Below are 23,909 nucleotides of genomic sequence, written 5' to 3'. Positions count from 1 at the left end.
GTCATCGCCCCAGCGCCGCGACGAGCAGGGCCTTGATCGTGTGCAGCCGGTTCTCGGCCTGCTCGAACACCACCGAGGCGGGCGAGGCGAACACCTCGTCGGTGACCTCGGCCCCGGCGAGCCCGTAGCGCTGCAGGACCCGCCGGCCCAGGGCGGTGGTGGTGTCGTGCACGGCGGGCAGGCAGTGCAGGAACCGGGTGTCGGCGCGGCCGGTCGCGGCCATGGCCCGGGCGGTGACGCGGTAGGGCGTGAGCAGCGGGACCCGGCGGTCCCACTCGGCGTCGTCCTCGCCCATGCTGACCCACACGTCGGTGTAGACGAACGCGGCGCCGTCCAGCGCGGCCGCGAGGTCCTCGGTCACCGTCACCCGGGCGCCGCTGGTCAGCGCGGTGCGTTCGGCGTCCTCGACCACCGGTCGCGGCGGCCACAGCTCGCGCGGCGCGGCGATGCGCACGTCCATGCCCAGCATCGCGCCGGTGACCAGCAGCGACCGGGCGATGTTGCCGCGCCCGTCGCCGGTGAAGCAGAAGCTGATCGCGCCGACGTCGCCGGGCTGGTGCTCGCGCATGGTGAGGACGTCCGCGAGCATCTGGGTCGGGTGCCACTGGTCGGTGAGACCGTTCCAGACCGGCACGCCGGCGTGGCGGGCCAGCTCCTCGACGGTGTCCTGGGCGAACCCGCGGAACTCGATGCCGTCGAACATCGCGCCCAGCACCCGCGCGGTGTCCGCGACGCTCTCCTCCCGACCCAGGTGCGACCCCGTCGGGCCCAGGTAGGTGACGTGGGCACCCTGGTCGTAGGCGGCCACCTCGAACGCGCAGCGGGTGCGGGTGGAGGCCTTCTCGAACACCAGGGCGATGCTGCGACCGGTGAGGGCGGGCCGCTCGCGCCCCGCCTTCCTGGCCGCCTTGAGCTCCGCGGCCCGGTCGAGCAGCTCCAGGAAGCCGTCGCGGCCCAGGTCGGTCGCGGTGAGCAGGGAACGGGGTGGGGCGGAGAGGGTCATGACGGCTCCTGCCGGGACGGGACGGGATCGCGCGCGATCGGGCAGCTCATGCAGCGCGCGCCCCCGCGGCCCCGGCCGAGCTCGCTGCCGGCCAGCGGGATCACGGTCACGCCGTGGTCGCGCAGCATCTGGTTGGTGGTGGTGTTGCGCTCGTAGCCCAGGACGACGCCGGGGGCGATCGCCAGGAAGTTGTCGGCGTCGTTCCACTGCTCGCGCTCGGCCTCGCGCCGGTCCTCGATGGCGGTGAGGATGCGGACGCCGTCGTCCTCGATCGCCTCGGCGAGCGCGGCGCGCAGCCCGGACCGCTGCTGGACCTCGACGCCGTCCCCGTCCGGGGACGGGGTGAGCAGCCACAGCCGGGCCGCGGCCTGGTCGAAGTAGGGGTAGGCCACGAAGGTGGCCACGTCGACCATGGTGAGCACGGTGTCCAGGTGCATCGCCGAGCGGGCCCTGGGCAGCTCGACGGCCAGCACGCGGTGGGCGAGCCCCTCCGCGAAGAGCCGTCGGGCCAGCAGCTCGACGCCCATCGGCGTGGTGCGCTCACCCATCCCGATCATCACGACGCCGTCGGCGACGACGTGGATGTCGCCGCCCTCCAGGGTGGCCGGGGCGTGGTCGAGGTCGTCGTCGCCGTACAGGCTGGTGAAGTCGGCGTCGGCGAAGAGCGGGTGGTGGCGGTACACGGCCCGGGTGTTGATCGACTCGCGGCTGCGGGCCGGCTTGGCCATCGGGTTGACCGCGACCCCCCGCCCGATCCACGCGGAGTTGTCGCGCTGGAACAGCGTGTTGGGCAGCGGGGCGAGGACCAGGTCGTCGATGTCCAGGCTCTGCCACACCACGCTGGACGCGGTGAGCGGGGCCAGGTCGGACTTGAGCACCCCGCCGATGAGGAAGTCGGCCAGCAGCACCGGGTCGGCGTCGGTGAACAGCGCCCGCAGCTCCCGGGCCAGGGCGGGCCCGAACCGCTGGTCGGTGCACACCCGGGCCACCGCGAAGCCGCGCCCGGTCTCCGTCGCGAGGGCCTGCGCCAGCAGCTCGGCGAACAGGTGCACCCGCACGCCGTGGCCACGCAGCACCTCGACGAACGCGTCGTGCTCCACCCGGGCGCGCTCGGCCCACAGCACGTCGTCGAACAGCAGGTCCGCGGCGTTGGCCGGGGTCAGCCGGTCGAGCTCGCGCCCCGGCCGGTGCACGACGACCTCGCGCAGCGCGCCGATCTCGGAGTGGACCGCCACCTCGAGGCCGAGCCCCTGGACGGCGAGTCCCTGCGCCGCGCTCATCGGGGCACCTCGCCGTACGCGCCGCGGCGGACGCGGACCCACACGTACACCGGCACCCCGAGCAGCACGCAGAACGTCCCGTAGTAGACGGCCTGGTAGCCGCTGCCGGCCAGGGCCCAGAACCCGAAGGCGAGCGCGAGCACCGAGACGGCGACGTCGCGGGCCAGGTGCCCGACCCGCGCCCGCCTGCCCTCGGTGAGCAGCCAGTACAGCTGGGCCGCTGCGGAGAGCAGGTACGGGATGACCGAGGTCAGCACCGACAGCAGCACGACGGTGATGAACACCTGCTCGAAGCTGGTGTAGCTGACCACGGTGAGCCCGGCGGCCAGCAGGGTCGACACGACGATGCCGAACGCGGGGACCCCGGCGCGGCTCTGCCGGGCGAACCGGGCCGGGAACAGCCCGTCCCGCGCGGCCGCCCGCGGCATCTCGGCCACGATCAGCGTCCACCCGACCAGCGCCCCGAACCCGGACACGACGGCGGCGACGGCCACCGTGGCCCCGGCCCACTGCCCGCCGAAGATCGCGTTGGCCGAGTCGGTGAACGGGGCGGTGGAGCCGACGAGGTCGTCGTGGGCGACGGTGCCGAAGACGGTGACGGTGCCCAGGATGTAGACCGCCGCGCAGGCCAGGGTGCCCAGCACGGTGGCGCGGCCCACGTTGCGCTCGGGATCGCGGACCCGGGCCGCGGCGACCGACGCGGTCTCGATGCCGAGGTAGCTGAACAGGGCGATGGCGCCCGCGGCGCTGATCGCGCCCCACCACGATTCCCCGCCGGCGTTGAAGTCGCCGAAGTTCGCGGTGTTGATGAAGAGCAGGCCGACGGTGGCCATGAACAGCAGCGGGACGAACTTGAGCACGGTGGTGACGACCTGGAACGCGGCGAAGCTGCGCAGCCCGGCCAGGTTCACCAGTGCGGGCACGAGCAGCCCGGACAGCGCGATGACGATCGACCACCCGACCTGGTGGTCGGTGTTCCAGAACACCTCGACGTAGCCGACCCAGGCGACGACGATCGCCGCGTTCCCGGCCCACGCGGTGATCCAGTAGCTCCAGGCGATGAGGAACCCGGCGAACTCCCCGAACGCGTCCCGGGCGTAGACGTACGGGCCGCCCGCACCGGGCAGCCGCGCGGCGAGTCCGCGGAAGGCCAGGGCCAGCGCGGTGGCGCCGACGGTGACGAGGACGAACGCGACGAGCGAGATCGGGCCGAACACCGCGAGGGCGGACGGCAGGGCGAACACACCGGTCCCGATCACCGAGCCGACCACGAGCGCCGACGCCGTCCCGAGCCCGAAGCGGCGGGCGCCCGGATCCGGGCCGGCCTCCGGCGATCGGGCCGCGGTCGACGGGACCGGTGGTTCCGGAGCGGGCGGGGCGCCGCTGTCGGTCCGGTGCGGCACTCCGATGGCACGGCTCATCACGAACTCCTCGGGATGTCGGCGGGGGAGCCGGGTCCGGCTGCTGCTCCCGGCGAATCCCAGGACCGAGCAGCGCGCCGCCCCGTGACAGCCCCGGACCGGCGGGCTGTCACGGGCCACCGGCCGGCCCTTGTCCTCGTCGTGCGGTGCAGAGGCTCGGCACCGCGTCGAACGAACGCGAGGACCACGCCGCCGCCCTGCGCGGTGCGAAGTCGATCGTCATCGTCGCCGTGTGCGACCGGAGCGAGGCGGACTCCTCCGCCCGGGGGCCCGGGGCCCCGGCCCGGGGGTCCCGGGGGGTGCGCCCGGGGCCCCGACGGGTGCACCGGCCCCCGGGGCCGGACGACCGTGGCCGTGTCACAGCGCCGCGGCCCGCAGGACGGGGGCCCGGTCGGCGCCCCGGCCCGCCACCAGGAGATGATCTCCATGCGCCTTTCCGCCGTCGACGTCGTTGCGGGTTCGGGCTCGTCGAGCGCGGATCCGATCAGGAGTTCCGCGCGCTCGCTCGTCGCCGCGACCCCCTCGCACCGCCGGACCGAGTGGAGCGCGGCGACCGATCCGCTCCGGTCCGAGGTGGACGAGGCGGTGGCGGACTTCGAGCGGGTGCGCCCGCGGCTGTTCGGGATCGCCTACCAGGTGCTCGGCGGGGCCGCCGACGCCGAGGACATCGTCCAGGACGTGTGGGTCCGCTGGCAGGGCGCGGACCGGGCGCAGGTGCGCGACCGGGTCGCGTTCCTCGTCACCGTCACGACCCGGCTCGCGCTCAACGCGGTGACCTCGGCCCGCGCGCGCCGGGAGGTCAGCGTCGGCGGACCGCTGCCCGAGCGCGGGTCCGGGTCCGTCGACCCCGCGCTCCGGGCGGTGCGCGGTGAGGAGCTCGGGCTGGCGGTCCAGCTCCTGTGCGGTCGGCTGACCGCCGTCGAACGCGCCGTCTACGTGCTCCGCGAGGCCTTCGACTACCCGTTCCGCGAGATCGCCGCGGCCATCGGGACCAGTGAGGTGAACGCCCGGCAGCTCGCGCGTCGCGCGCGCAAGCACCTCGTCGAGCGGCCGCAGGGCGCGACCGATCCGGGGGAGCGGGACGGGCTGCTGCAGGCGTTCCGGCACGCCGCGCGGTCCGGCGACATGGGGTGCCTCATCGACCTGCTCACCGCGGCCGCGGCGGGGTGCGGCGCCTCCGCGGACGAGCACCCGGCGGGGCGCCCGACGTGACGTCCCGCAGGCCCGTCACGGATCCCCCGCCCGCCCGGTCCTGCGGGGAGGCCCGACGTCCATGGAGGAAGCAATGAGCACCCCGACCGGCGACCACGCCTTCCTGCACGACCTCGAGGGCACGGTCCGGGAAGAGCTGGCCCTGGCCGAGAGGGGGCGGTCGGCGGAGGAGGCCTTCACCGCACCGATCGCCGAGTGGCTGTTCGATCCGGCGGACATCGAGCGCGAGGAGATCGGGCTGCGCAGCCTCCTGGGCGCCGTCGAGGCCGTGGAAGGGAGTTCCCGCCCTGCCGGCGGCGCTCCGCCCGATGCACGCGGCAGCCGCGTGGCCGCTCCGGACCACTGCCTGAGCCTGGTCCGGGCCGTCGATCGGCCGACCGGGGCGGCGCGCTACGGGCGCATGTTCCCGGATCTGGACCCGCTGGCCACCGATCCCCGCCTGCTCGTGCGCGCGGGCGGCGACGGCGGGATCTGCGACGCCGCCGAGGTGCTGGACCCGCGCGACCCCGACGGCGACGACGCGGCCGGCGCCGCCGGGTGGCCGTTCTTCGGCCAGCTGGTCGCCCACGACATCACCGCCGACCGCTCGCCCATCGGCGGCGGCGTCGAGCCGGGAGCGCTGCGCAACGCGCGCACCCCGAAGCTCGACCTGGAGATCATCTACTCCGACGGACCGGTCGGCTCGCCGTACCTGTTCGACCTCGGCGACCCGGCGAAGTTCCTGCTCGGCCCGGACGGTGCCGACGTGCCGCGCAACCAGCAGGGCGTGGCCCTGATCGGCGACCCGCGCAACGACGTGCACCTGTTCGCGCTGGCCCTGCACGTCGCCCTGCTGCGGGCGCACAACCGGATCGTCGACCGGCTGCGCGCGAACGGCGTGCCCGAGGCCGAGGTCTTCGACACGGCCCGGGTCACCCTCGGCCGGCACTACCAGTGGATCGTGGTCCACGACTTCCTGCCCCGGCTCGTGGGCGCGGACCTGGTCGAGCAGGTGCTCGCCGAGGGCTGCCGCTGGTTCCGGCCGCCGCCCGGGCAGGCGTACATCCCGCTGGAGTTCGCCGACGCGGCGTTCCGCTACGGCCACGGGCAGATCCGGCACGCCTACCGGCTCGTCGCGGGCGGCCCGGCGGTGCCGCTCTTCCCGGACCTGCTCGGGTTCGGGCCGCTGCCCGCCGACCGGCGGCTCGACCTCGCCCAGGTCTTCGACCTGCCCGGACACCCGCCCGCGCAGCGGGCCAAGCGCCTCGACGGCCGGCTCGCCGCCAGCCTCATCGGGCTGCCCGAGCAGGTCACCGGGACGGTCGACGACACCGCCCACCGCTCCCTCGCGGTCCGCGACCTGCTGCGCGGCGACACCACCCGGCTGCCCGGCGGCGAGGCGGTCGCCCGCCTCCTCGACGTGGCGCCGCTGACCGCCGACGAGCTGGGGCAGCGGTGGCCGCACGGCACCCCGCTGTGGTTCTACCTCCTCAAGGAGGCCGAGCACCGCGGCGACGGCGACCGCCTCGGCCCGGTCGGCGGCCGGATCGTGGCGGAGGTCCTGATCGGGCTGCTGCGCGCCGACCCGGCGAGCTACCTGAGCCTCCAACCGGACTGGGAGCCCACCCTGCCGGCCGCGGGGCGCAGCTTCGGCCTGGCCGACCTGCTCGCCCCCGCTCAGTAGCGCGCGCGACCGCGACCCGGTGCCGAGCGCCCGGTCGGGCGAGCGACTGTCACCGCGACCGCCGCGACGGCGACCGTCGCGATGAGACCGACGACGACCCCCGGACCGGCACCGGCACCGGCCACCGGCGCGAGCAGCACCAGGACGGCGGCCCCGAGCAGGGTGGAGGGCCGGACCCGCGACCGCGGCACGACCGGGGAGTGGCTCACCCACAGCAGCACCAGGAACACCGCCGCGGGGACCGCGACGGCGTAGCCCGCACCGAGGCCGTCGGGTGTGCCGGCCCGGCGCACGGCGACCTCGAGGCCCGCGCCGAGCGCGGCGAGCGCCGCGAAGACGCCGTAGTGGCCGTAGCCCCAGAGGAACGAGCGCCCGCGCCGGGTGGACAGCCCGTCGGCGCTGGGCTCCAGCTCGTAGAGCCACCAGAGCGCGAACAGCAGCACCAGCCCGGATCCCGCCACCACCACGAGCGACCAGCGCAGCCCGGAGGCGAGGACGTCGGCGATCCCGGTCGACACCGCGAGGACGCTCTCGCCGAGCAGGATGATCGTGAACAGCGCGTACCGCTCGGCGATGTGGTGGGGGTGCCAGCTCGTGCCCCGGCTGCGCTCGGCCCAGACGGGCACCGCCAGTTCCGCCACGACCAGGGCGGCGAACACGACGACCAACGCCGAGCCGCTCAGCACGCCGAGCTCGGCCAGCAGCAGCCGCAGGAGCCACGCCACCTCGGTGGCGGAGACGCCGGCGGCGTAGCGCCGCGCGGTCCGGCGGCCCTGCGGGTCCTCCCGCGCCGCCCGGAGCCACAGCACGACCAGACCCACCCGCATCACCAGGTACCCGAGGGTGACCGCGCGGTAGTCGCCGGCGAACGCGGCCGGCACCCCGGCGGCCAGCACGAGCACGCCGCCCATCTGCAGCAGCGCGAGCAGCCGGTAGGGCACGTCGTCGGTGTCGTAGGAGGAGGCGAACCAGGTGAAGTTCATCCACGCCCACCAGATCGCGAAGAACACCTGCAGGAAGGGCCCGACGCTGTCCACCGCGTGACCGTCGACCACCCCGTGACCGAGCTGCGCCACCACCGCGGCCACCGCCACCACGAACGTCAGGTCGAACAGCAGCTCGAGCTGCGTCGCCTGCCGGTGCGCCTCGTCGACGGCGCGCCCGGTCATCCGGATCCGGACCGAGTCCACCAGCGACGTCGGGTCCGTCGGCGACATCGCGTCCATGCGTCTCCCTCGGTGGGTGCCGGTACGTCGGGAGCGGGACAGCGCGGAGCACCGGTCCGTGACACGGACGCCGGGCGCGGGGCCGCGTCACGGATCGCCCGGCCGCCCTGTCCTCGCTGCGGGGCGCCCCGCCGAGCAGCGGCGGCCGCGTCGCGTTCGTCGAACGAAGGGATGCACATCGTGAAGGTCGTTGTGATCGGTGGGACCGGGCTGATCGGCTCGAAGCTGGTGGCCAAGCTGGGCGAGCACGGGCACGAGGCGGTACCCGCCGCCCCGAACACGGGCGTGAACACCCTCACCGGGGAGGGGCTGGCCGAGGTGCTCGAGGGCGCGGCGGTCGTGGTGGACGTGTCGAACTCGCCGTCGTTCGCCGACGACCCCGTCATGGAGTTCTTCCGCACCTCCACCACCAACCTGCTCGAGTACTCCGCGAAGGCGGGCGTCGGGCACCACGTGGCGCTGTCGGTGGTCGGCACGGACCGGCTGCAGGAATCGGGCTACTTCCGCGCGAAGGCGGCGCAGGAGCAGCTGATCCGGGAATCCGGCCGGCCGTACTCGATCGTGCACGCCACCCAGTTCTTCGAGTTCGTCAAGGCCATCGCCGACTTCAGCACGGTCGACGGGAAGGTCCGCCTCCCGTCCGCCCTGATCCAGCCGATGGCCGCCGACGACGTCGCCGCCGGGCTGGGGCGCGTCACGGTGGGGGAGCCGGTGAACGGGATCCGCGAGATCGGCGGGCCCGAGCAGTTCGGGCTCGACGAGCTGGTGCGCAAGGGGCTCGCAGCCAAGGGCGACCCCCGCGAGGTCGTCACCGACGAGCAGGCGCCCTACTCCGGCGTGCGGCTGAGCGAGCGGACGCTGGTCCCGGGCCCGGACGCGCAGCTCGGGGAGATCACCTTCGAGAAGTGGCTGGCCCAGCAGTAGCCGCGCCGGCAGAGCCGGCCGAGCGGCCACCGTCCACGGGCGGTGGCCGCTCGGCCCGAGATCGACCACGCAGCAGCGCGTTCGAAGGAGTGACCGCATGGACCAGCCGAAGGTGTCAGTCGTCTACCACGGGCAGGGGATCCTGCAGGCGTTGGCGAGGGAGGTGGCGGCCGGCGCGGAGGAGGTGGGCGCGGTCGTCCGGGTCCGTCGCCTGCCCGGCCACGCCGCACCGGGGGCCGGTGCGGCCGAGGGCCTCGTCGAGTCCGAGGACGTGCACTGGCCCGACGCCGTCGTTCTCGGTTCGCCGAGCCGGTACGGCAACCTCGCGCCTCCGCTGAGGGCCTACCTCCAGCAGCTGCGGACCCTCGAGGGCGAGCGGCTGGCCGAGGTCGTCTGGTCCGGCTTCGCCTCGGCCGACGGCCTGCTGCACGGCGGGCACGAGGCCACGTTGCGGACCCTGTTCCACATGCTGTCCCAGCTCGGCGGCGTCGTTGTCCCCGTCTCCGGTCTCCAGGGCGCCGGCGTGCGCACCGCCGCCCGGTGCACGGGCCGGGACGTGGCGGACGTCGCGCGCCGGCTGCGCGCCGGTGCGGCGACCGAACTGGTGCCGTCGGGGCGCACCGCGGGCTAGTACTGCAACGGCGGGTGTTCACGGCGTGTCGCTTGGGCCGAGTCCGGTCCACTGAGGATGGTCGCCGGGCGGTGGACGTTGCCGGGTGGGTGGCCGGGCTGGACGCGGTCGATCAGCTTGATCGGGCGCCGGTTCGTGCGTGAAGAGCCCCGTGCTCGGGCCGGTGTCTACGTGCGGGGGCTGCTCGCGGGCCTGGAACGCAAGGACGGCTGGACGTTGGCCGAGCACGCCGGAGCGGTCTCCCCCGGACGGGATGCAGCGGCTGCTGCGGACCGCGGACTGGGACATCGAAGGCGTGCGTGACGACGTGCGCGACTACGCCCTGGCCATCTCGGGGACCCGGTGACCGGGGTGTTCGTGCTCGACGACACCGGGTTGCGGGAGTTGATCCGGGTGGCCGGGGCGCGGTGGGCGATCGAGGAGTGCTTCCAGACCGCGAAGAACGAGGCCGGCCTGGATCACTACCAGGTCCGGACCTGGCGGGCGTGGTGTGCCCACATCACCCTCGCGATGCTCGCGCTGGCCTACCTCGCCGCCACCCGAGCCCGCGAACACCAACAAGAACACGAACAGGCCCTGAGCAGCGAGAGGGGGAACTGCAACCAGCGGCGAACGGCCGATCCCGCTGTCGGCCAACGAGATCCGTCGACTACTCACCGAGCTCGTTCTTGCCCGGCCGTCTGCGTCGAGCAGGTCATGGCTGGTCACTCTGGCGCCGCTGCCAGTACCAAGCCCGCGCCTGCCACTACCGCCGCCGCGGCCACTACCTACCGACATGAACCGAGTGTCGTTGCAGTACTAGTACCAAGACCGGTTGGCAATACACTCGACCGGTGTCCACCTCCGATGATCTGGGCGACCTCCGCGCCGTCGCGGCGCTGAGCGACGACGTGCGCCGCGCGGCCTACCAGGCGGTGGCGACCGCGGCGCCCGACCCGGTGGGTCGGGACGAGGTCGCCGCCGCGCTCGGCGTCGGGCGCACGCTCGCCGCGTTCCACCTCGACAAGCTGGTCGACGCGGGACTGCTCGAGGCATCCTACGCCCGCCGCTCGGGCCGGACCGGACCGGGCGCCGGGCGCCCGGCCAAGCTCTATCGCGCCGCCGCGGAGGAGCGCGCGGTGAGCGTGCCGCCGCGCGCCTACCGCTCCGCGGCGGCGCTGCTCGCCGAGGCCGTGGAGCGCAGCGGTGCGGAGGCGGTCCTGCACGAGGTCTCCTACGAGCACGGCCGACGGGCCGGGACCGGTGGACCCGGTGGACCCGGTGGTGGGATGGGTGGCCCCGGCGAACTGCTGGCCGCGCACGGCTACCACCCGGTCGCCTCCGGCGGCCGGATCGAGCTGCGCAACTGTCCGTTCCACCGACTGGCCGCGGAGTTCCCGCCGGTCGTCTGCGGGATGAACCTGGCGCTGGTCGAGGGGCTGCTGGCCGGCGCCGGGGTGGACGACTGGGCCGCCCGCATGGACGCGGCCCCGGGTCGCTGCTGCGTCACCGTGCAGCAGACTAAAAACAAATCTGATTGACAATAGAGGTGGCGCTCTGGTGGGGTGGGGGCATGACGGCCTCCCACCTCGCCCAGTTCAACGTCGCGCGGCTGCGCGCACCCCTGGACCACCCGTCGTCGGCCGGATTCATGGCGGGCATGGACCCCATGAACGACCTCGCCGACCGCTCGCCCGGCTTCGTCTGGCGCCTCACCGAGGACGGCAAGGACAACGCGACCGGCATCCGACCGATCGCCCCGGACGTGATCATCACGCTGTCGCTGTGGGAGTCGCTCGAGGCGCTGCGGGCCTACGCCTACCACAGCGAGCACCTCGACTACCTGCGCCGGCGCCGGGAGTGGTTCCTCCCGCACGGGCTGCCCGCGGCGCTGGTGCTGTGGTGGGTCCCGGTCGGGCTCACCCCGACCGTCGACGAGGCGCTGGAGCGGCTCGACCTGCTCGGCACCGCGGGACCGACCCCGCGGGCGTTCACCTTCCGCCAGCCCTTCCCGGCCCCGACCGGTCCGGCCGTGCTCGCGTAGGCCGCACCCGCCCCCCGCGGATCAGCCCTGCTGGTGCATGGCGTGCCGGGTCTCGGCCCGGCACAGCCCGGTGGCCTGCAGCAGGTCGAGCACGATCGAGCGCACCTGGGCCGGTATCACCGTCTCCGACGGCCCCCGGCGAGCCTGGCCGGCCACACCCGGCCGGGATCCGGCGTCGACCTCGGCCTGACGTACCCACTTGCGCAGGGTCTCGCCGGACACGCCGACCTTCGCCGCGATCGAGCAGATCGCCGCCCACTGCGAGTTGTGCTGGCCCGTCTTGACCTGCTCGAACACCAACGCAACCGCGCGTTCACGCACCTCACGAGGGTGCGCCGATCTCCGTGCCATGATCAGCTTCTCCACGCGGGCGTGGAGCCTCCATCAGACCCGGGGCGGTTCAGCCACCCGCTTCCGACATGAACCGAGTGTCGGTGCAGTACTAGGAGACTGCTGAACGAGGGCGGTTTGGCGGGCCGGGCGCCTCGAGCAGTCTTGCTGCAGAGGTCAGCACCCGAGGGTGCGACAAGAGGTCGCCCTGCCCGGTGGTGACGATAGCGCGGGGTTCGACAGCGCGCACCGCCCCGGGTGGGGCGGACCGGTGCCAGCTGACAGCTAGCGGCTGTCGGTGGGGAGCCGCTGCCCGATGGCCCCCTGCACCACGGCCTGCACAGCGTCGCCGCCGGTGCGGCGTGACCACAACCACAGAAAGTTGATGTCGCGGCGTGACATCGGTGCTAGTGTGATGTCACACCGCGACAACAGCATGGGGTGGTCAACGTGGAGGACACCGCGGGAGCTGGTCAGACTTCACTGAGCGAGTTCGACCAGGTCGGGCTGCGCCAGAAGTACCGGGAGGAGCGGGACAAGAGACTTCGACCAGACGGGAACGCGCAGTACCTGGACGTCAGTGGGGAGCTCGCCGCGTTCGCGGCCGACCCGTATCTGGCCTCGAGTCCGGGCGGGCGGCCGCGCGCGCCGCGGATCGCCGAGGTGGATGTCCTCGTCCTGGGTGGCGGGTGGTCGGGGCTGCAGATGGCGGTCCAGCTGCAGAAGGCGGGAACGACGGACTTCCTGATCGTGGATCAGGCGGGGGACTTCGGCGGGGTCTGGTACTGGAACCGGTACCCGGGCGTGCGCTGCGACATGGAGTCCTACATCTACATGCCGCTGCTGGAAGAGGTCGGCACGGTGCCGACGGAGAAGTACGCAGGCGGCCCGGAGATGCTCGAGCACGCCCGGGCGATCGGCCGGAAGTTCGACCTGTACTCCAGGGCCCTCCTCGGCACGACGGTCCTCGACGTGACGTGGAACGAGAGCCGCTCGCGCTGGGCGGTGCGCACCGACCGCGACGACCTGGTCCTCGCCCGGTACCTCACGATCGGGACCGGTCCGCTGAGTCGGGCCAAGCTGCCGGGCATCAAGGGGATCGAGGGCTTCCGGGGGAAGTCGTTCCACTCCAGCCGGTGGGATTACACCGTCACCGGGGGCGACTGGTCGGGAAAGCTCGACAAGCTGGGCGACAAGCGGGTCGCGCTGATCGGCACGGGCGCGAGCAGCATCCAGATCCTTCCGCACCTCGCCGAGAGTGCGCAGCAGGTGTACCTGTTCCAGCGCACCCCTTCGACCGTCAACGCCCGCAACAACCGGCCGACCGACCGGGAATGGTTCCGCAGCCAGGAGCCCGGTTGGCAGCGCAGGCGCATGGACAACTTCGTGCAGATGATGGCGGGCCTGCCCGTCGAGGATCTCATCGCCGACGAAGCCACGGACATGGGTCGACGCATGGCGGCGGCGATGACGGCGGCGAACGGAAGGCCGGACGTCGCCATGATGCAGGCGGTCGACTTCCAGAAGATGCAGGAGCTCCGACAGCGGGTCACGGAGATCGTCGAGGATCCGACCACGGCGGCGTCATTGCAACCCTGGTACGACTACTTCTGCAAGCGCCCGCTCTTCAGCGACGACTACTACCCCGCGTTCAACAACGACAACGTCACCCTGGTCGACACCGACGGCCGCGGCGTGGACCACGTCACCGAGCGCGCGATCGTCTTCGACGGGGTGGAGTACGAGGTCGATCTGATCATCTACGGCACCGGCTTCGATGCGATGGCGCCCACCTACAAGGCAGGCGGCTACGACCTGATCGGTCGAGACGGTGTGTCGCTGGCCGGCCACTGGCGCGACGGCATGCGCAGCCTGCACGGCATGATGACCAGCCGATTCCCGAACCTGTTCCTCACCGGCGGTGTCGAGCAGGCGGCGATCTCGATCAATCTCCCGCACGTGGCGTCGCACCAGGCGAGGCACATCGCAGCGCTGATCGCGCGCTTCCGGCGGGCCGGCGTCACCGTCGCCGAGGTCACGCCGGAGGCCGAGCAGCGCTGGGCCGACGAGATGGCTCGCGTGCACGTCGACCGCTCGCGCTACGAGTCGGAGTGCACGCCGAGCTACTACAACAACGAAGGAAAGCGCGAAGACGTCCGGCCGTCGGTCAACGGCGGGCAGTACGGGCGCGGGCCGATCGGCTACATCACCGTGATCGAGGACTGGGTCGCCACCGATGTGGAGCGCGACATCAGACTCACCGCGGGTAGCCCTACGAGAACGGATGTATTCGATGTTGAGCACTGACGACCGCTTGCAGATCGCCGAGGTCCTGTCCTTGCACGGGCACATCTTCGACGGGGCACATCTGGACCGCCTCGGCGAGATCTTCACCCCGGAGATCGTCTACGACCTCTCCGATGCCGGACTGGGGACCTTCGAAGGCATCGAGGGCCTCCGGGTCGCATTCACCAAGCTCGGCGCCGCAGCCCCACGCACGCACCACGTGACGAACATCGTCATCTCCGCGGTGGGCCCGGACGAGGCGACGGCGCGCTCCAAAGGTCTGATGATCATGGCGGACGGCACGCTCAACAGCGTGAACCATGTGGACACGATGCGCCGTCACGACGGCCACTGGCGGATCGGCCACCGGGTCATCACCGCGCTGAACAGTGGGAGGGAGTCATGAAGGCGATTCGATTCGAGCAGTACGGCCCTCCGGAGGTGCTCGCTCTCGTCGACGTCGAGGAGCCGCACACGGGGCCGGGTCAGGTTCGCATCGAGGTGCGCGCTGCCGGGGTCAACGGCCTGGACTGGAAGATCCGCGCAGGTCACATGCGCCAGATGATCGATCTCCAGCTGCCCAGCGGTACGGGTTCGGACGCTTCCGGGGTGATCGACCAGGTCGGTGAGGGCGTGTCCGACGTCGAGGTCGGCGACGCTGTGTTCGGTGTCGGTGTCGGCGTCCTCGCCGAGTACGCGGTGCTCGATGCCTGGGCGGTGAAGCCCGACAGCCTGTCCTTCGAGGAAGCCGCCGGGTACCCGATCCCGGTCGAGACGGCGTTCCGCATCCTCGACCAGGTCGGCGTCGAGCCCGGCCACACCCTGCTGATCAGTGGCGCTTCGGGCGGCGTCGGCACTGCTGCCGTCCAGATCGCCCGAGAGCGGGGAATCACCGTCGTCGGCACCGCGAGCCCGGCCAACCAGGACTACCTCCGCGAGCTGGGTGCGCTGCCGACGACGTACGGGGACGGGCTCGTCGACCGGGTTCGCGCGCTGGCGCCGAACGGTGTCGACGCCGCGTTGGACGTGTCCGGTTCGGGCGTCATCGCGGACTGCATCGAGCTCACGGGCGATCCGTCCACGGTGGTGTCCATCGCGGACTTCACCGCTCCGCGGCTCGGAGCGCAGGTCTCGTTCGCGCCCACCGACATCTCCGCCGCGTTGCGCGCCGCCGCCGCGCTGCACGTCGAAGGGGTGCTGCACATCCCGGTCGAGTCGAGGTTCCCGCTGGCCGACACCGCGGCCGCGCAGGCGCGCAACGAAGCCGGGCATGCCGCGGGACGGACCGTCGTCGTCGTCTCCGGAGGGCCGGGCGCCACGTGAGCAGCGAACAGCGAGCCAAGGTCGACGCGATCATGCGGGCGCCCCAGCCGGTGCCGCGCGACCTGGGGGAGATGCGCGCCGCGTTCGCCGCGCGGCAGGCGCTGAGCGTCGTCCCGGAGGCGATCGGCACATCCGAGACGGTGTTGGGAACTCGTCGTGCGCTCGTGCTGGAGCCCGCTGACCAGCAGCCTCGGGGGACGATCCTGTACTTCCACGGGGGCGCCTGGGCACTCGGGTCCCCGGAGACATCGCTGTCCCTGACCGCCCATCTCGTGTCGCGTTCGCGGAGTCGCGCATTCTCGCTGGACTACCGGCTGGCACCGGAGCATCCGTTCCCGGCGGCGATCCACGACGGCGTCGACGCCTACCGGGCGCTGCTCGATGACGGAGTCGATCCGGGGCACATCGCCTTCGCCGGGGACTCGGCCGGTGGCGGCCTCGCCGTCACGACCGTCATGGAGGCCCGCGAACGCGGGCTGCCCGTTCCCGGGGCGATCGTCGCCTTCTCGCCGAGCCTCGACCTGACCCTCACCAGCGCGAGCATGGGCGCCAAGGAGGGCGTCGACCCGATCTTCACACGCGAGCGGCTGCGGCCGTTCGTCGCGATGTACTGCCCCGGGGCGGACGTGCGTCAGCCGCTGCTGAGTCCTGCCGTCAGCGGCGACCTGACCGGGTTCCCGCCGATGTTGCTCCAGGCGGGTTCCCATGAGGTCCTGCTCGACGACGCGGTCGTCACGGCGACGCGCGCGGTGTCGGCCGGCGTGGACGTGCTGCTCGACGTCACAGCAGGAGTACCCCATGTGTTCCAGAACTTCGTGGGCCTCCTCGACGAGGCGGACCAGGCCCTCGATCGTGCGGCACTGTTCCTCCGCCACCATGGCGGCACTGTCCAGGCGTAGGCCGAGCTGTGTCGTGGCGCGACATGACGCCGGTAGGGTGAGGCCATGCCCCGCTGGGAACAGGGCAGTGCGGACCGACTGACGAGGGCCGCTCTGGAGCTGTTCGAGGAACAAGGTTTCGAGAGCACGAGCGTCGTCGAGATCGCGGACCGCGCGCGTGTCACGACCCGCACGTTCTTCCGGTACTTCGCGGACAAGGCCGAGGTGCTGTTCGCCGAGTCGGAGCGGATACGCGCGACGCTCGTGCAGGCGGTCCTCGATGCCCCCGACGTCTCGGAGCCGCTCCACGTCGTGACCACGATCCTGGCCGAGTTCGACTGGACCGGTCCCGGCATGGAACTGCAACGCCAGCGCCATGCGGTGATCGCGGCCAATCCGGGACTGCTGGAACGCGACCTGATCAAGCAGCACGACATCGCGACGGGGTTCATCGACGCCTTGCAGCGCCGCGGGGTGGAGGAGACGGCGGCCCGTCTCGCCGCGCGCGTGGGGAGCCAGGTGTTCTCCATCGCGTACGCCCAGTGGGTCGAGAGCGACGGCGCGGCGGACCTGGCGAAGCTCAACGACGCCGCGATGGCTCTGCTCGAAACCCTCGTCCGTCCCGGTCGGGCCGGCACGGCCTGATCCTGGCGTCCTCGGCCCGCGGCTTCCCGCGGCGGAGCTGACCAGCCCGAGCACCGAGGCGACCCGATCGGCCTTCGGGGCGGCAGGCGTCGCTCCCGTCGCCGTCAGCAGCGCGGTCCTCTACGTCGTGGTGGCGAACGGTCGGCACGTCACGGGGGCGGCGATGGTCATCGACGCCGGCGCCGGGCACCGACCCGCTCGACCGGATCCACATCATTCAATGAAGGGACGAGCACATGATGGGCAAGTTCGAGGGCAAGGTCGCCTTCATCACCGGGGCGGCGCGCGGGCAGGGCCGTGCGCACGCGATCCGATTGGCCGAGGAGGGGGCCGACATCATCGCGGTCGACATCTGCGCACCGATCGAGACCGTGCCCTATCCGCTGGGCACCGCCGAGGATCTCGAGGAGACCGAGCGCGCGGTGGAGAAGCTCGATCGCCGGATCCATGCCGAGGTCGCGGACGTGCGTGACCGGGCGGCGCTGCAGGCCGCCTTCGAGCGGGGCGTCGGCCTGTTCGGTCGGGTCGACGTGGTCGTCGCCAACGCCGGCGTCTTCGCGCTCGCGGAGGCCGGGGAGGGGACCCTCGCCCAGTGGGCGGACGGGATCGAGGTCAACCTCACCGGCACCTTCAACACGGTCGAGGTCGCCCGGCCGCTGCTGGTCGAGCAGGGCGAGGGTGGCTCGATCGTCCTCATCAGCTCCACGGCCGGGCTCAACGGGATGGGTGCGGGCGCCCACTCCGCCGAACCCGGCGGTCTCGCCTACACCGCGTCGAAGCACGGGATCGTCGGTCTGATGCGCTCCTACGCCAACATCCTGGCCCGGCACAGCATCAGGGTGAACAGCGTGCACCCCACCGGGGTGGACACCCCGATGATCCTCAACGACAAGGTGCAGGCGGTCCTGCAGGCCGCCGCCCGCCAGGGCCAGGCGATGACGAACGCGCTGCCCGTGCCCATGGTCGAGGCACGCGACATCGCCAACGCCGTCGCCTGGCTCGCCTCCGACGAGGCCCGCTACGTCACCGGAGTCGCACTGCCGGTCGACGCCGGTTTCACCGTCAAGCGCTGAATCGAGGAATCCCCATGCCTGCAAGGAAGAAAGCGTCGCGCGCGCTGGTCGGTCTGATCGCAGCGGGGACGGCCGTCGGGCCGCTCGCCGTCGACGCCCTGCTGCCTGTGACAGCCCGACAGCACCTGCGCAATCCCCGCTGGCCTGCGCATGCCAAGTTCCACAACGCGCAGTACATCGTCATGAGCACGGTGCTCGGCGCCGTCGGCCTGCGGCTGGTGAACTCTCCCCACGGAGACCCGGACCGCAACCGGCTGATCGCGACGGCGATGTTGTCCGCACCCTGGCTGGGAATGTACGGCGCTGCCGCATTCCCGGGCACCGCGCTGGTCGACGAGGAGTTCCGCGACTCGCCGGCCAACAAGGTCATGGGTGTCGAGGTCAACATCCTCATCGGTTCGATCTGCCTGTCGCTGCTGGGGGCGTCGCTCGCGCTGGGGCGTCGCGCTCGCCGAACCGGCTAGACCGCCGAGTGCTTGCCTGGGTCCTCACCGACCTCGACGCCGTCGTGTCCGGGCAGGGACAGCAGGGCATCGGTACCCCCGCGCAGGCCGGGCAACGCTGGGAGCGCTTCCGGTCGGCGTCGGACGGCTCCGGCTGAGTCGGACCCTGCCCGGCGCGACCCGCGAACCCGCCGCCCGGCCCGGGTAGGCTGGCGGCGTGCTCGTGGGGAGAGCCGACGAGCAGGCCGCCGTCGAGGACGTCCTGACCGCGGCGCAGACCGGGCGAAGCCGCGCCCTGGTGGTCCGCGGCGAGGCGGGGATCGGCAAATCGGCACTGCTGGACCACGCGACGACGACATGGCGGCACCGCGTGCTCCGCAGCGTGGGTATCGAGTCGGATGCCGAGCTCGCGTTCGGCGCGTTGCACATGATGCTGCACCCCTACCTGGACCGGCTCGACGCGCTTCCGGGTCCGCAGGCCGACGCGCTGCGTGCGGCGCTCGGGCTGGCCGGCACGCCGACCCCGAACCGGCTGCTGGTCGGCGCCGCGACGCTGTCCCTGCTCGCGGAGCTGGCCGCCGAGACGCCGACGCTGTGCCTGGTCGACGACGCCCAGTGGCTCGACCAGGGCTCGTCGGACGCGCTGCTGTTCGCCGCTCGCCGGTTCCGGGCCGACCCGGTGGCGATGCTGTTCGGAGTGCGCGAGACCGCCGTCCCGTTCCGCACGCCCGGGCTCGACACGCTGCAGCTGGGCGGCCTGAGCGATGTCGGCGCGCGGACGTTGCTGGACGAGCACGCACCGGGGCTGACCGAGCCGGTGCGCAGGCGGGTGCTGGACGAGGCGCGTGGCAACCCGCTGGCCGTCATCGAGTTCGGCGGTGCCCGCCGGGCGGCGCAGCAGGCGGGCCGGGCGGACCCGGTGGAGCAGGTCGGCCCGCTGCCGGTGGTCCGCAGGGTGCAGGAGGGGTTCCGCGCCCAGATCGCGGAGCTCCCCGCGGCGACCCGGACGGTGCTGCTGGCCGCCGCCGCCGACGGCTCGGCCGGTCTGGGCGTGGTCCTGCAGGTCGCCTCCGTGTCCGGGGCGTCGGCCGCCGACCTGGAGCCCGCCGAGCGGGCCGAGCTGGTCGCGGTGGCCTCGGACGCGGTGACGTTCCGGCATCCGCTGATCCGGGCGGCTGCCTACCAGGACGCGCCGCACCACCAGCGGGTCGCGGTGCACGGGGCGTTCGCCGACGCGCTGATCGGCCCGGACGAGACCGACCGCCGGGTCTGGCACCTGGCCGCGGCGGCCACCGGACCGGACGACGCCGTCGCCGCCGAGCTGGAACGCAGCGCGGTGCGGGCCCAGCACCGCGGCGGCACGATGGCGGTGTCCGCCGCGTACGAACGGGCCGGACGGCTCAGCACGGACCCGGCCCAGCGGGCTCGCCGGATCACCGTCGCGGCGCAGGCGGCATGGGACGCGGGCAAGCCGGACCGTGCCGCCCGGCTCGCCGCGGAGGCCGCGTCCCTCACCGACGACCCGGTCATCACCGCCGACGCGCTGTTCGTGCAGGCCCAGATCGAGTACGACCGCACCTCGCCGGTCACAGACGCGGCCATGGCCATGGAGGCCGCCGAGCTGGTGCTGGAACGCGACCCCGAACGGGCCGTCGTGATGCTCACCGAGGCGGTGAACGCCGCCCGGCACGGCTGCGCACTCGAGCACCTCCGGCGGGCCACCGGGCACCTGACGGCGTTGGATCTCCCCGCCGGCTCGCCGCTGCACCTGACGATCGCGGCGGAGGCCGGGTGGGCCGAGCTGCTCGACGGCAGGCCGGAACTCGCCGTGGAGCCGATGCGGCGGCTGCTCGACACGGCGCGGACCGGGGCGGTCGACTACCACGCCTGGGTGGTCGCGGGCATCTCCGGCCTGATGCTCGGGGACAGCGAGGCGGCCACCGCCGCCATGACGGCGATGCTCGCCGACGCGCGGGCGGCGGGTGCCGTGGGGTGGATGCCGTACACGCTGGAGTTCCTCGCGATCGCCCAGCTCCTCGGCGGCGAGTTCCGCGCGGCCGAGGCGAGCGCCACCGAGGGGATCGACCTCGCCGAGGAGGCGGGCTGGCACACCGAGAAGGTCGCGCTGCAGGCGGTGGCGGTCTGGCTCGCCGCGGTCGCCGGGGACGAGGCGCGGTGCCGGTCGCTGGCCGCGACCGTGATCGTCGAGGGAACGGCACGCCGGCTGGCCAACACCTCGCTCGCGCAGTGGGGACTGGCGCTGCTCGATCTCGCGGCCGGGCGGTTCGGTGCCGCGGCGGACGCGCTCGACGAGGTCTGCTCCGGCCCCGCGCGGCACGACTATCTGATCCACGCGGTGCCGGACCACGTGGAGGCCGCCGTCCGTGCGGGCACGCCGGACCGGGCGCGGGACCACCTGCCCGCGTTCGAGCACTGGGCCTGGCAGGTCGGTGATCCCGGCGCCGCGGCACTGGCGCATCGCTGCCGGGCGCTGCTGGACGACGACGATGCGGGGTCCCACTACGAGCGGGCGCTCCGCCTGCATCCGGGGCCCTACGACACCGCCCGCACCCGCCTGCTCCACGGCGAGTGGCTGCGCCGCCGCCGTCGTCGCACCGAGGCCAAGGCCCAGCTGCTGGCCGCGCTGGCGGGGTTCGACCGGCTCGGCGCCCGCTGCTGGGCCGACCGCACCGCCACCGAGCTGGCCGCGATCGGCGAACGGCCGGTCGCCCGGCCGCAGGCCGGCGACCTGCTCGCGCGTCTCACGCCGCAGGAGGCCCAGGCGGTGCGGCTGGCCGCGGCGGGCCTGAGCAACAAGGAGATCGCCGCGCGGCTCTTCCTCAGCCCTCGCACCGTCGGACACCACCTGTACCGGGCGTACCCGAAGCTCGGCGTGACCCGGCGTACCGAGCTCGCGCAGCTCGACCTCGGCTGAACCCGGTCATCGTCCGCCGGTACGCCAGTCACTCGACCGATGCGACCGGTGCCCGCCTGCCGCGAAGGTGGGTCCTGCACACCGGAGACGGGCAGGGGAGGCCGAGATGATCCTGGAGAACAGGACCGCCGTCGTGTACGGCGCGGGCGGCCGGATCGGCGGCGCGGTGGCGAAGGGCCTCGCCGCTGAGGGTGCCCGATGCTTCCTGGTCGGTCCACGCCCGGGGCCGCTCGACGCGGTCGCCGCGGAGATCCGGGCGGCCGGGGGACAGGTCGAGACCGCGGTCGTCGACGTGTTCGACGGGGCCGCGGTCGACGACCACGCCGACGCCACCGCCCGGCGGGCCGGGCTCGTCGACATCTCGGTCGGTGAACCCGGCGTCCCTGAGGCCCCCGGCGGTGACCGGATCACCGCACGGTTCCTGACCACCCGGGCTGTGGCACGGCACATGACGCGGCAGGGATCCGGCGTGATCCTCTTTCCCGGCGTCCCCGACGTCGCCGCCGGTGCGGCCGCCGTCGAGGCGTTGCGCAGGCGGTGGGAGCACGCGCTCGGGCCGTACGCCGTCCGGGTCGTCGCGCTCCCGGTCGCCGGGGTCCCGCTCGCCGAGCTCGGGCGGACCGCCGCGTCGCTCGCCGCGGGTCCGGCCCCCAGTACCCCCTCACCCGTTCGTCAACGATTCGAGATGGAGCAGAGTCCCATGACCCAGTACTTCCTGACCCTTCCGCACGACACCGCCGACGAGCCGACGATGGAGTCCATGCAGGACATGGACCCGGCTGAGCTGGAAGCGGTGATGGCCGCGGTGGAGAAGTTCAACACCGACCTGAACGAGGCCGGCGCGTTCGTCACCGCGGGCGGTCTGGAGCCGCCGTCGACCGCGATCACGGTCGAGACGACGAGCGCCGGACCCAGGCGTACCCCGGAGCCGTTCGTGAAGGCCGACCAGTACGTGGGCGGCTTCTGGATCATCGAGGCGGCCGACCAGGAGGCGGCACTCGTCTGGGCCGAGCAGTGCTCGGCCGCCCTGCAGTCCCGGGTCGAGGTCCGCGCCCTGCAGTCCGCACCGGAGTAGGCGTCCCGATCCCGACACGAGAACGCCCGCCGAACCGTACGAACGGTTCGGCGGGCGTTCGTCGTGCAGCAGCGCCTCCACCTGGTCGCCGGCCGGCCATCCGGCAAGGGAGATCTTGTCGGCCGCGAAGAGCACCTCGTGTTCGAGCGCGTTGGGCTGGGATCCCGGACCCGGTGTCGACGGCCCCACCCCTCCGGTCAATGGCCGTTCCCGCTGGGCTGGTGGACGTTGGTGAACGAACGCCGCGCCCGTCCCGTCCGCCGCGCCACAAAGGTGGATAGGTGACCGCCATCGGTGAATAGGCCCAGATGGCGGGCTGTCGGAGAATCGCATCGGGCGGCCGCGCGAGGTGCCGGGAAGGGCATTCGGATGCGCCCCCCGGTTCGGGTGCCGCAGAATCGAGTCCGTTGCGGAGCGGTGTGCCCGACCGTGTTCCGGTTCCCCGAAACACCACCGTGCTGCGTTCCGCATGCCCACATCACGTGCCGCCCAGCGAGAACAGGAGTCCGAAGATGACCGCGAAGATGAAGTCCGTCGTCGTCGACCAGGCGAAGGGCCGGTGGGAACTGCGGGACCGGCCCGTGCCGCAGGTCGGGCCGAACGACGTGCTGGTGCGGGTCCGCGCCTGCGCGATCTGCGGGACCGACCTGTGGCTCTCCGACGGGGTGCTGTCGTTCCGGGACTTCCCGATCGTCCCCGGTCACGAGGCCGCCGGTGAGGTCGTCGCCGTCGGCGAGGGCGTGACGAAGCGCGAGGTCGGCGACCGGGTCGGGGTGTTCATGACGCAGAAGATGTGCGGGGTCTGCGACTTCTGCCACGAGGAGCACCCGAACAGCTTCGTGACCGCCGCGAACTGCGCCAGCCCCACCCTGACCGGGGTCACCGTCGACGGCGGGCACGCCGAGTACGTCGCGGTCGACGCCGGCGGGACGGTCCTGCTGCCCGACGCGGTGTCCTACGAACAGGCCGCGCCCATCATCTGCGCCGGCTACACCGTCTGGGCGGGCCTGCGCCGGGCCGAGCCCAAGCCGGGCGCCCGGGTGGCGGTCTCGGGCATCGGTGGCCTGGGCCACCTGGCCGTGCAGTACGCGAAGGCCGCGGGCTTCCACGTCATCGCGCTGACCCACAGCCCCGACAAGAAGGACCTCGCCCTGGAGCTCGGCGCCGACGAGGTCGTGTCCGACGGCGCCTCGCTCAAGGCGGCGGGCGGGGCCGACGTGCTGCTGCACACCAACAGCTCGCACGCCGCCGTCGCCGACGCGATGAACGGGCTCAAGCCGTGGGGGAAGGTCGTGCTGATGGGGATCGGCACCGATGAGCTCGCCCTCCCGGCGCTCGCCCTGACCTCGAACAGCTACCAGGTCATCGGCTCGGCGCACAACACCATCGAGCACCTCGTCGAGGCCCTCGACTTCGTGGCCAGGGGCGAGGTCCGGACGCTGGTCGAGACCTTCCCCAAGGAGCGGGCGGAGGAGGCGCACGCCAAGGCCGGCGCCGGTGAGGTGCGCTTCAAGGCCGTCATCACGTACTGACCCACC

21 protein-coding genes and 2 pseudogenes are annotated in these 23,909 nt (G+C 72.9%); 18 read left to right on the top strand and 5 right to left on the bottom strand.

The features are described 5' to 3' along the window. Position 1 precedes the first annotated feature (1 nt). Genes argF through KDL28_RS33375 form a run of 3 tightly spaced genes read right to left on the bottom strand, consistent with a single transcriptional unit; the run spans position 2 to position 3,704 of the window. Complete coding sequence (argF, locus tag KDL28_RS33385; RefSeq protein ID WP_252445045.1) at positions 2 to 1,003, bottom strand: ornithine carbamoyltransferase; 1,002 nt, start codon at positions 1,001 to 1,003, stop codon at positions 2 to 4. Further along, positions 1,000 to 2,283: an arginine deiminase gene (locus tag KDL28_RS33380; protein ID WP_252445043.1), complete on the bottom strand. Its 1,284-nt coding sequence runs from the start codon at positions 2,281 to 2,283 to the stop codon at positions 1,000 to 1,002. The genes argF and KDL28_RS33380 overlap by 4 nt, the downstream gene beginning before the upstream one ends. Continuing rightward, the gene (locus KDL28_RS33375; RefSeq protein WP_252445041.1) at positions 2,280 to 3,704 is read right to left on the bottom strand and encodes an amino acid permease; all 1,425 of its coding nucleotides are present in this window, start codon (positions 3,702 to 3,704) and stop codon (positions 2,280 to 2,282) included. Before KDL28_RS33375 ends, KDL28_RS33380 begins: the two co-directional genes overlap by 4 nt. Positions 3,705 to 4,052: 348 nt before the next feature. Here KDL28_RS33375 and KDL28_RS33370 point away from each other — a divergent pair, with 348 nt between their 5' ends. Together KDL28_RS33370 and KDL28_RS33365 are read left to right on the top strand one after the other, a co-directional pair. Then, complete coding sequence (locus KDL28_RS33370) at positions 4,053 to 4,916, top strand: sigma-70 family RNA polymerase sigma factor (RefSeq protein WP_252445039.1); 864 nt, start codon at positions 4,053 to 4,055, stop codon at positions 4,914 to 4,916. A gap of 73 nt (positions 4,917 to 4,989) precedes the next feature. Continuing rightward, positions 4,990 to 6,579: a peroxidase family protein gene (locus KDL28_RS33365; protein WP_252445038.1), complete on the top strand. Its 1,590-nt coding sequence runs from the start codon at positions 4,990 to 4,992 to the stop codon at positions 6,577 to 6,579. Here the strand turns inward: KDL28_RS33365 and KDL28_RS33360 are convergent. After that, a complete protein-coding gene (locus KDL28_RS33360) occupies positions 6,573 to 7,805 on the bottom strand; it encodes a low temperature requirement protein A (RefSeq protein WP_252445036.1) in 1,233 nt (410 codons plus the stop codon). The genes KDL28_RS33365 and KDL28_RS33360 overlap by 7 nt on opposite strands. Before the next feature lie 180 nt (positions 7,806 to 7,985). Between KDL28_RS33360 and KDL28_RS33355 the strand changes: the two genes are divergently transcribed. The 5 genes and pseudogenes from KDL28_RS33355 (at position 7,986) to KDL28_RS33335 (ending at position 11,383) form a co-directional block, all read left to right on the top strand. Further along, positions 7,986 to 8,729 (top strand): SDR family oxidoreductase, encoded by a 744-nt coding sequence (locus tag KDL28_RS33355; RefSeq protein ID WP_252445034.1) that lies wholly within the window; start codon positions 7,986 to 7,988, stop codon positions 8,727 to 8,729. Positions 8,730 to 8,826: 97 nt separating this feature from the next. Next, positions 8,827 to 9,360 (top strand): flavodoxin family protein, encoded by a 534-nt coding sequence (locus KDL28_RS33350; RefSeq protein ID WP_252445032.1) that lies wholly within the window; start codon positions 8,827 to 8,829, stop codon positions 9,358 to 9,360. A gap of 369 nt (positions 9,361 to 9,729) precedes the next feature. Then, positions 9,730 to 10,242: pseudogene (locus tag KDL28_RS42435) on the top strand (hypothetical protein); the annotation flags it as partial. Continuing rightward, positions 10,194 to 10,880, top strand: a complete 687-nt coding sequence (locus KDL28_RS33340; RefSeq protein WP_252445030.1) for a helix-turn-helix transcriptional regulator — start codon at positions 10,194 to 10,196, stop codon at positions 10,878 to 10,880. The pseudogene KDL28_RS42435 and the gene KDL28_RS33340, both read left to right, overlap by 49 nt. Positions 10,881 to 10,912: 32 nt before the next feature. Further along, positions 10,913 to 11,383 carry a DUF3291 domain-containing protein gene (locus tag KDL28_RS33335; RefSeq protein ID WP_252445028.1) on the top strand — a complete coding sequence of 157 codons (471 nt, stop codon included), beginning with the start codon at positions 10,913 to 10,915 and terminating at the stop codon, positions 11,381 to 11,383. Between the two features lie 156 nt (positions 11,384 to 11,539). Here the strand turns inward: KDL28_RS33335 and KDL28_RS33330 are convergent. Then, positions 11,540 to 11,734: pseudogene (locus tag KDL28_RS33330) on the bottom strand (transposase); the annotation flags it as partial. Positions 11,735 to 12,163: 429 nt separating this feature from the next. Between KDL28_RS33330 and KDL28_RS33325 the strand changes: the two are divergent. The 11 genes from KDL28_RS33325 to KDL28_RS33280 all read left to right on the top strand — a co-directional run bounded on the left by KDL28_RS33325 (position 12,164) and on the right by KDL28_RS33280 (position 23,903). Next, positions 12,164 to 14,020, top strand: a complete 1,857-nt coding sequence (locus KDL28_RS33325) for a flavin-containing monooxygenase (RefSeq protein WP_252445026.1) — start codon at positions 12,164 to 12,166, stop codon at positions 14,018 to 14,020. After that, a complete protein-coding gene (locus KDL28_RS33320) occupies positions 14,007 to 14,405 on the top strand; it encodes a nuclear transport factor 2 family protein (RefSeq protein ID WP_252445025.1) in 399 nt (132 codons plus the stop codon). Before KDL28_RS33325 ends, KDL28_RS33320 begins: the two co-directional genes overlap by 14 nt. After that, the gene (locus tag KDL28_RS33315; RefSeq protein ID WP_252445023.1) at positions 14,402 to 15,322 is read left to right on the top strand and encodes an NADP-dependent oxidoreductase; all 921 of its coding nucleotides are present in this window, start codon (positions 14,402 to 14,404) and stop codon (positions 15,320 to 15,322) included. Before KDL28_RS33320 ends, KDL28_RS33315 begins: the two co-directional genes overlap by 4 nt. Continuing rightward, positions 15,319 to 16,221 (top strand): alpha/beta hydrolase, encoded by a 903-nt coding sequence (locus KDL28_RS33310; RefSeq protein WP_252445021.1) that lies wholly within the window; start codon positions 15,319 to 15,321, stop codon positions 16,219 to 16,221. The genes KDL28_RS33315 and KDL28_RS33310 overlap by 4 nt, the downstream gene beginning before the upstream one ends. 45 nt (positions 16,222 to 16,266) lie before the next feature. Further along, complete coding sequence (locus KDL28_RS33305) at positions 16,267 to 16,845, top strand: TetR family transcriptional regulator (protein ID WP_252445019.1); 579 nt, start codon at positions 16,267 to 16,269, stop codon at positions 16,843 to 16,845. A 236-nt stretch (positions 16,846 to 17,081) separates the two neighbouring features. Beyond that, on the top strand, positions 17,082 to 17,918 hold the full coding sequence (locus KDL28_RS33300) for a mycofactocin-coupled SDR family oxidoreductase (protein ID WP_252445017.1): 837 nt from the start codon (positions 17,082 to 17,084) through the stop codon (positions 17,916 to 17,918). 14 nt (positions 17,919 to 17,932) lie between these two features. Further along, entirely contained in the window at positions 17,933 to 18,382 is a 450-nt protein-coding gene (locus KDL28_RS33295) for a DUF6640 family protein (protein ID WP_252445015.1), read from the top strand. An 8-nt stretch (positions 18,383 to 18,390) separates the two neighbouring features. Next, complete coding sequence (locus KDL28_RS40815; RefSeq protein WP_256503206.1) at positions 18,391 to 18,519, top strand: hypothetical protein; 129 nt, start codon at positions 18,391 to 18,393, stop codon at positions 18,517 to 18,519. Between the two features lie 59 nt (positions 18,520 to 18,578). Beyond that, a complete protein-coding gene (locus KDL28_RS41805) occupies positions 18,579 to 21,296 on the top strand; it encodes an ATP-binding protein (RefSeq protein ID WP_252445013.1) in 2,718 nt (905 codons plus the stop codon). A gap of 106 nt (positions 21,297 to 21,402) precedes the next feature. Then, positions 21,403 to 22,371 (top strand): SDR family NAD(P)-dependent oxidoreductase, encoded by a 969-nt coding sequence (locus KDL28_RS33285; RefSeq protein WP_252445011.1) that lies wholly within the window; start codon positions 21,403 to 21,405, stop codon positions 22,369 to 22,371. A gap of 512 nt (positions 22,372 to 22,883) precedes the next feature. Next, on the top strand, positions 22,884 to 23,903 hold the full coding sequence (locus KDL28_RS33280) for an alcohol dehydrogenase catalytic domain-containing protein (RefSeq protein ID WP_252445009.1): 1,020 nt from the start codon (positions 22,884 to 22,886) through the stop codon (positions 23,901 to 23,903). The last annotated feature ends 6 nt before the right edge of the window (positions 23,904 to 23,909 follow it).

Origin of the sequence: Pseudonocardia humida (genome assembly GCF_023898865.1) — a bacterium.
GTDB lineage: Bacteria > Actinomycetota > Actinomycetes > Mycobacteriales > Pseudonocardiaceae > Pseudonocardia > Pseudonocardia humida.
This window is presented reverse-complemented; position numbering and strand designations above follow the sequence as displayed.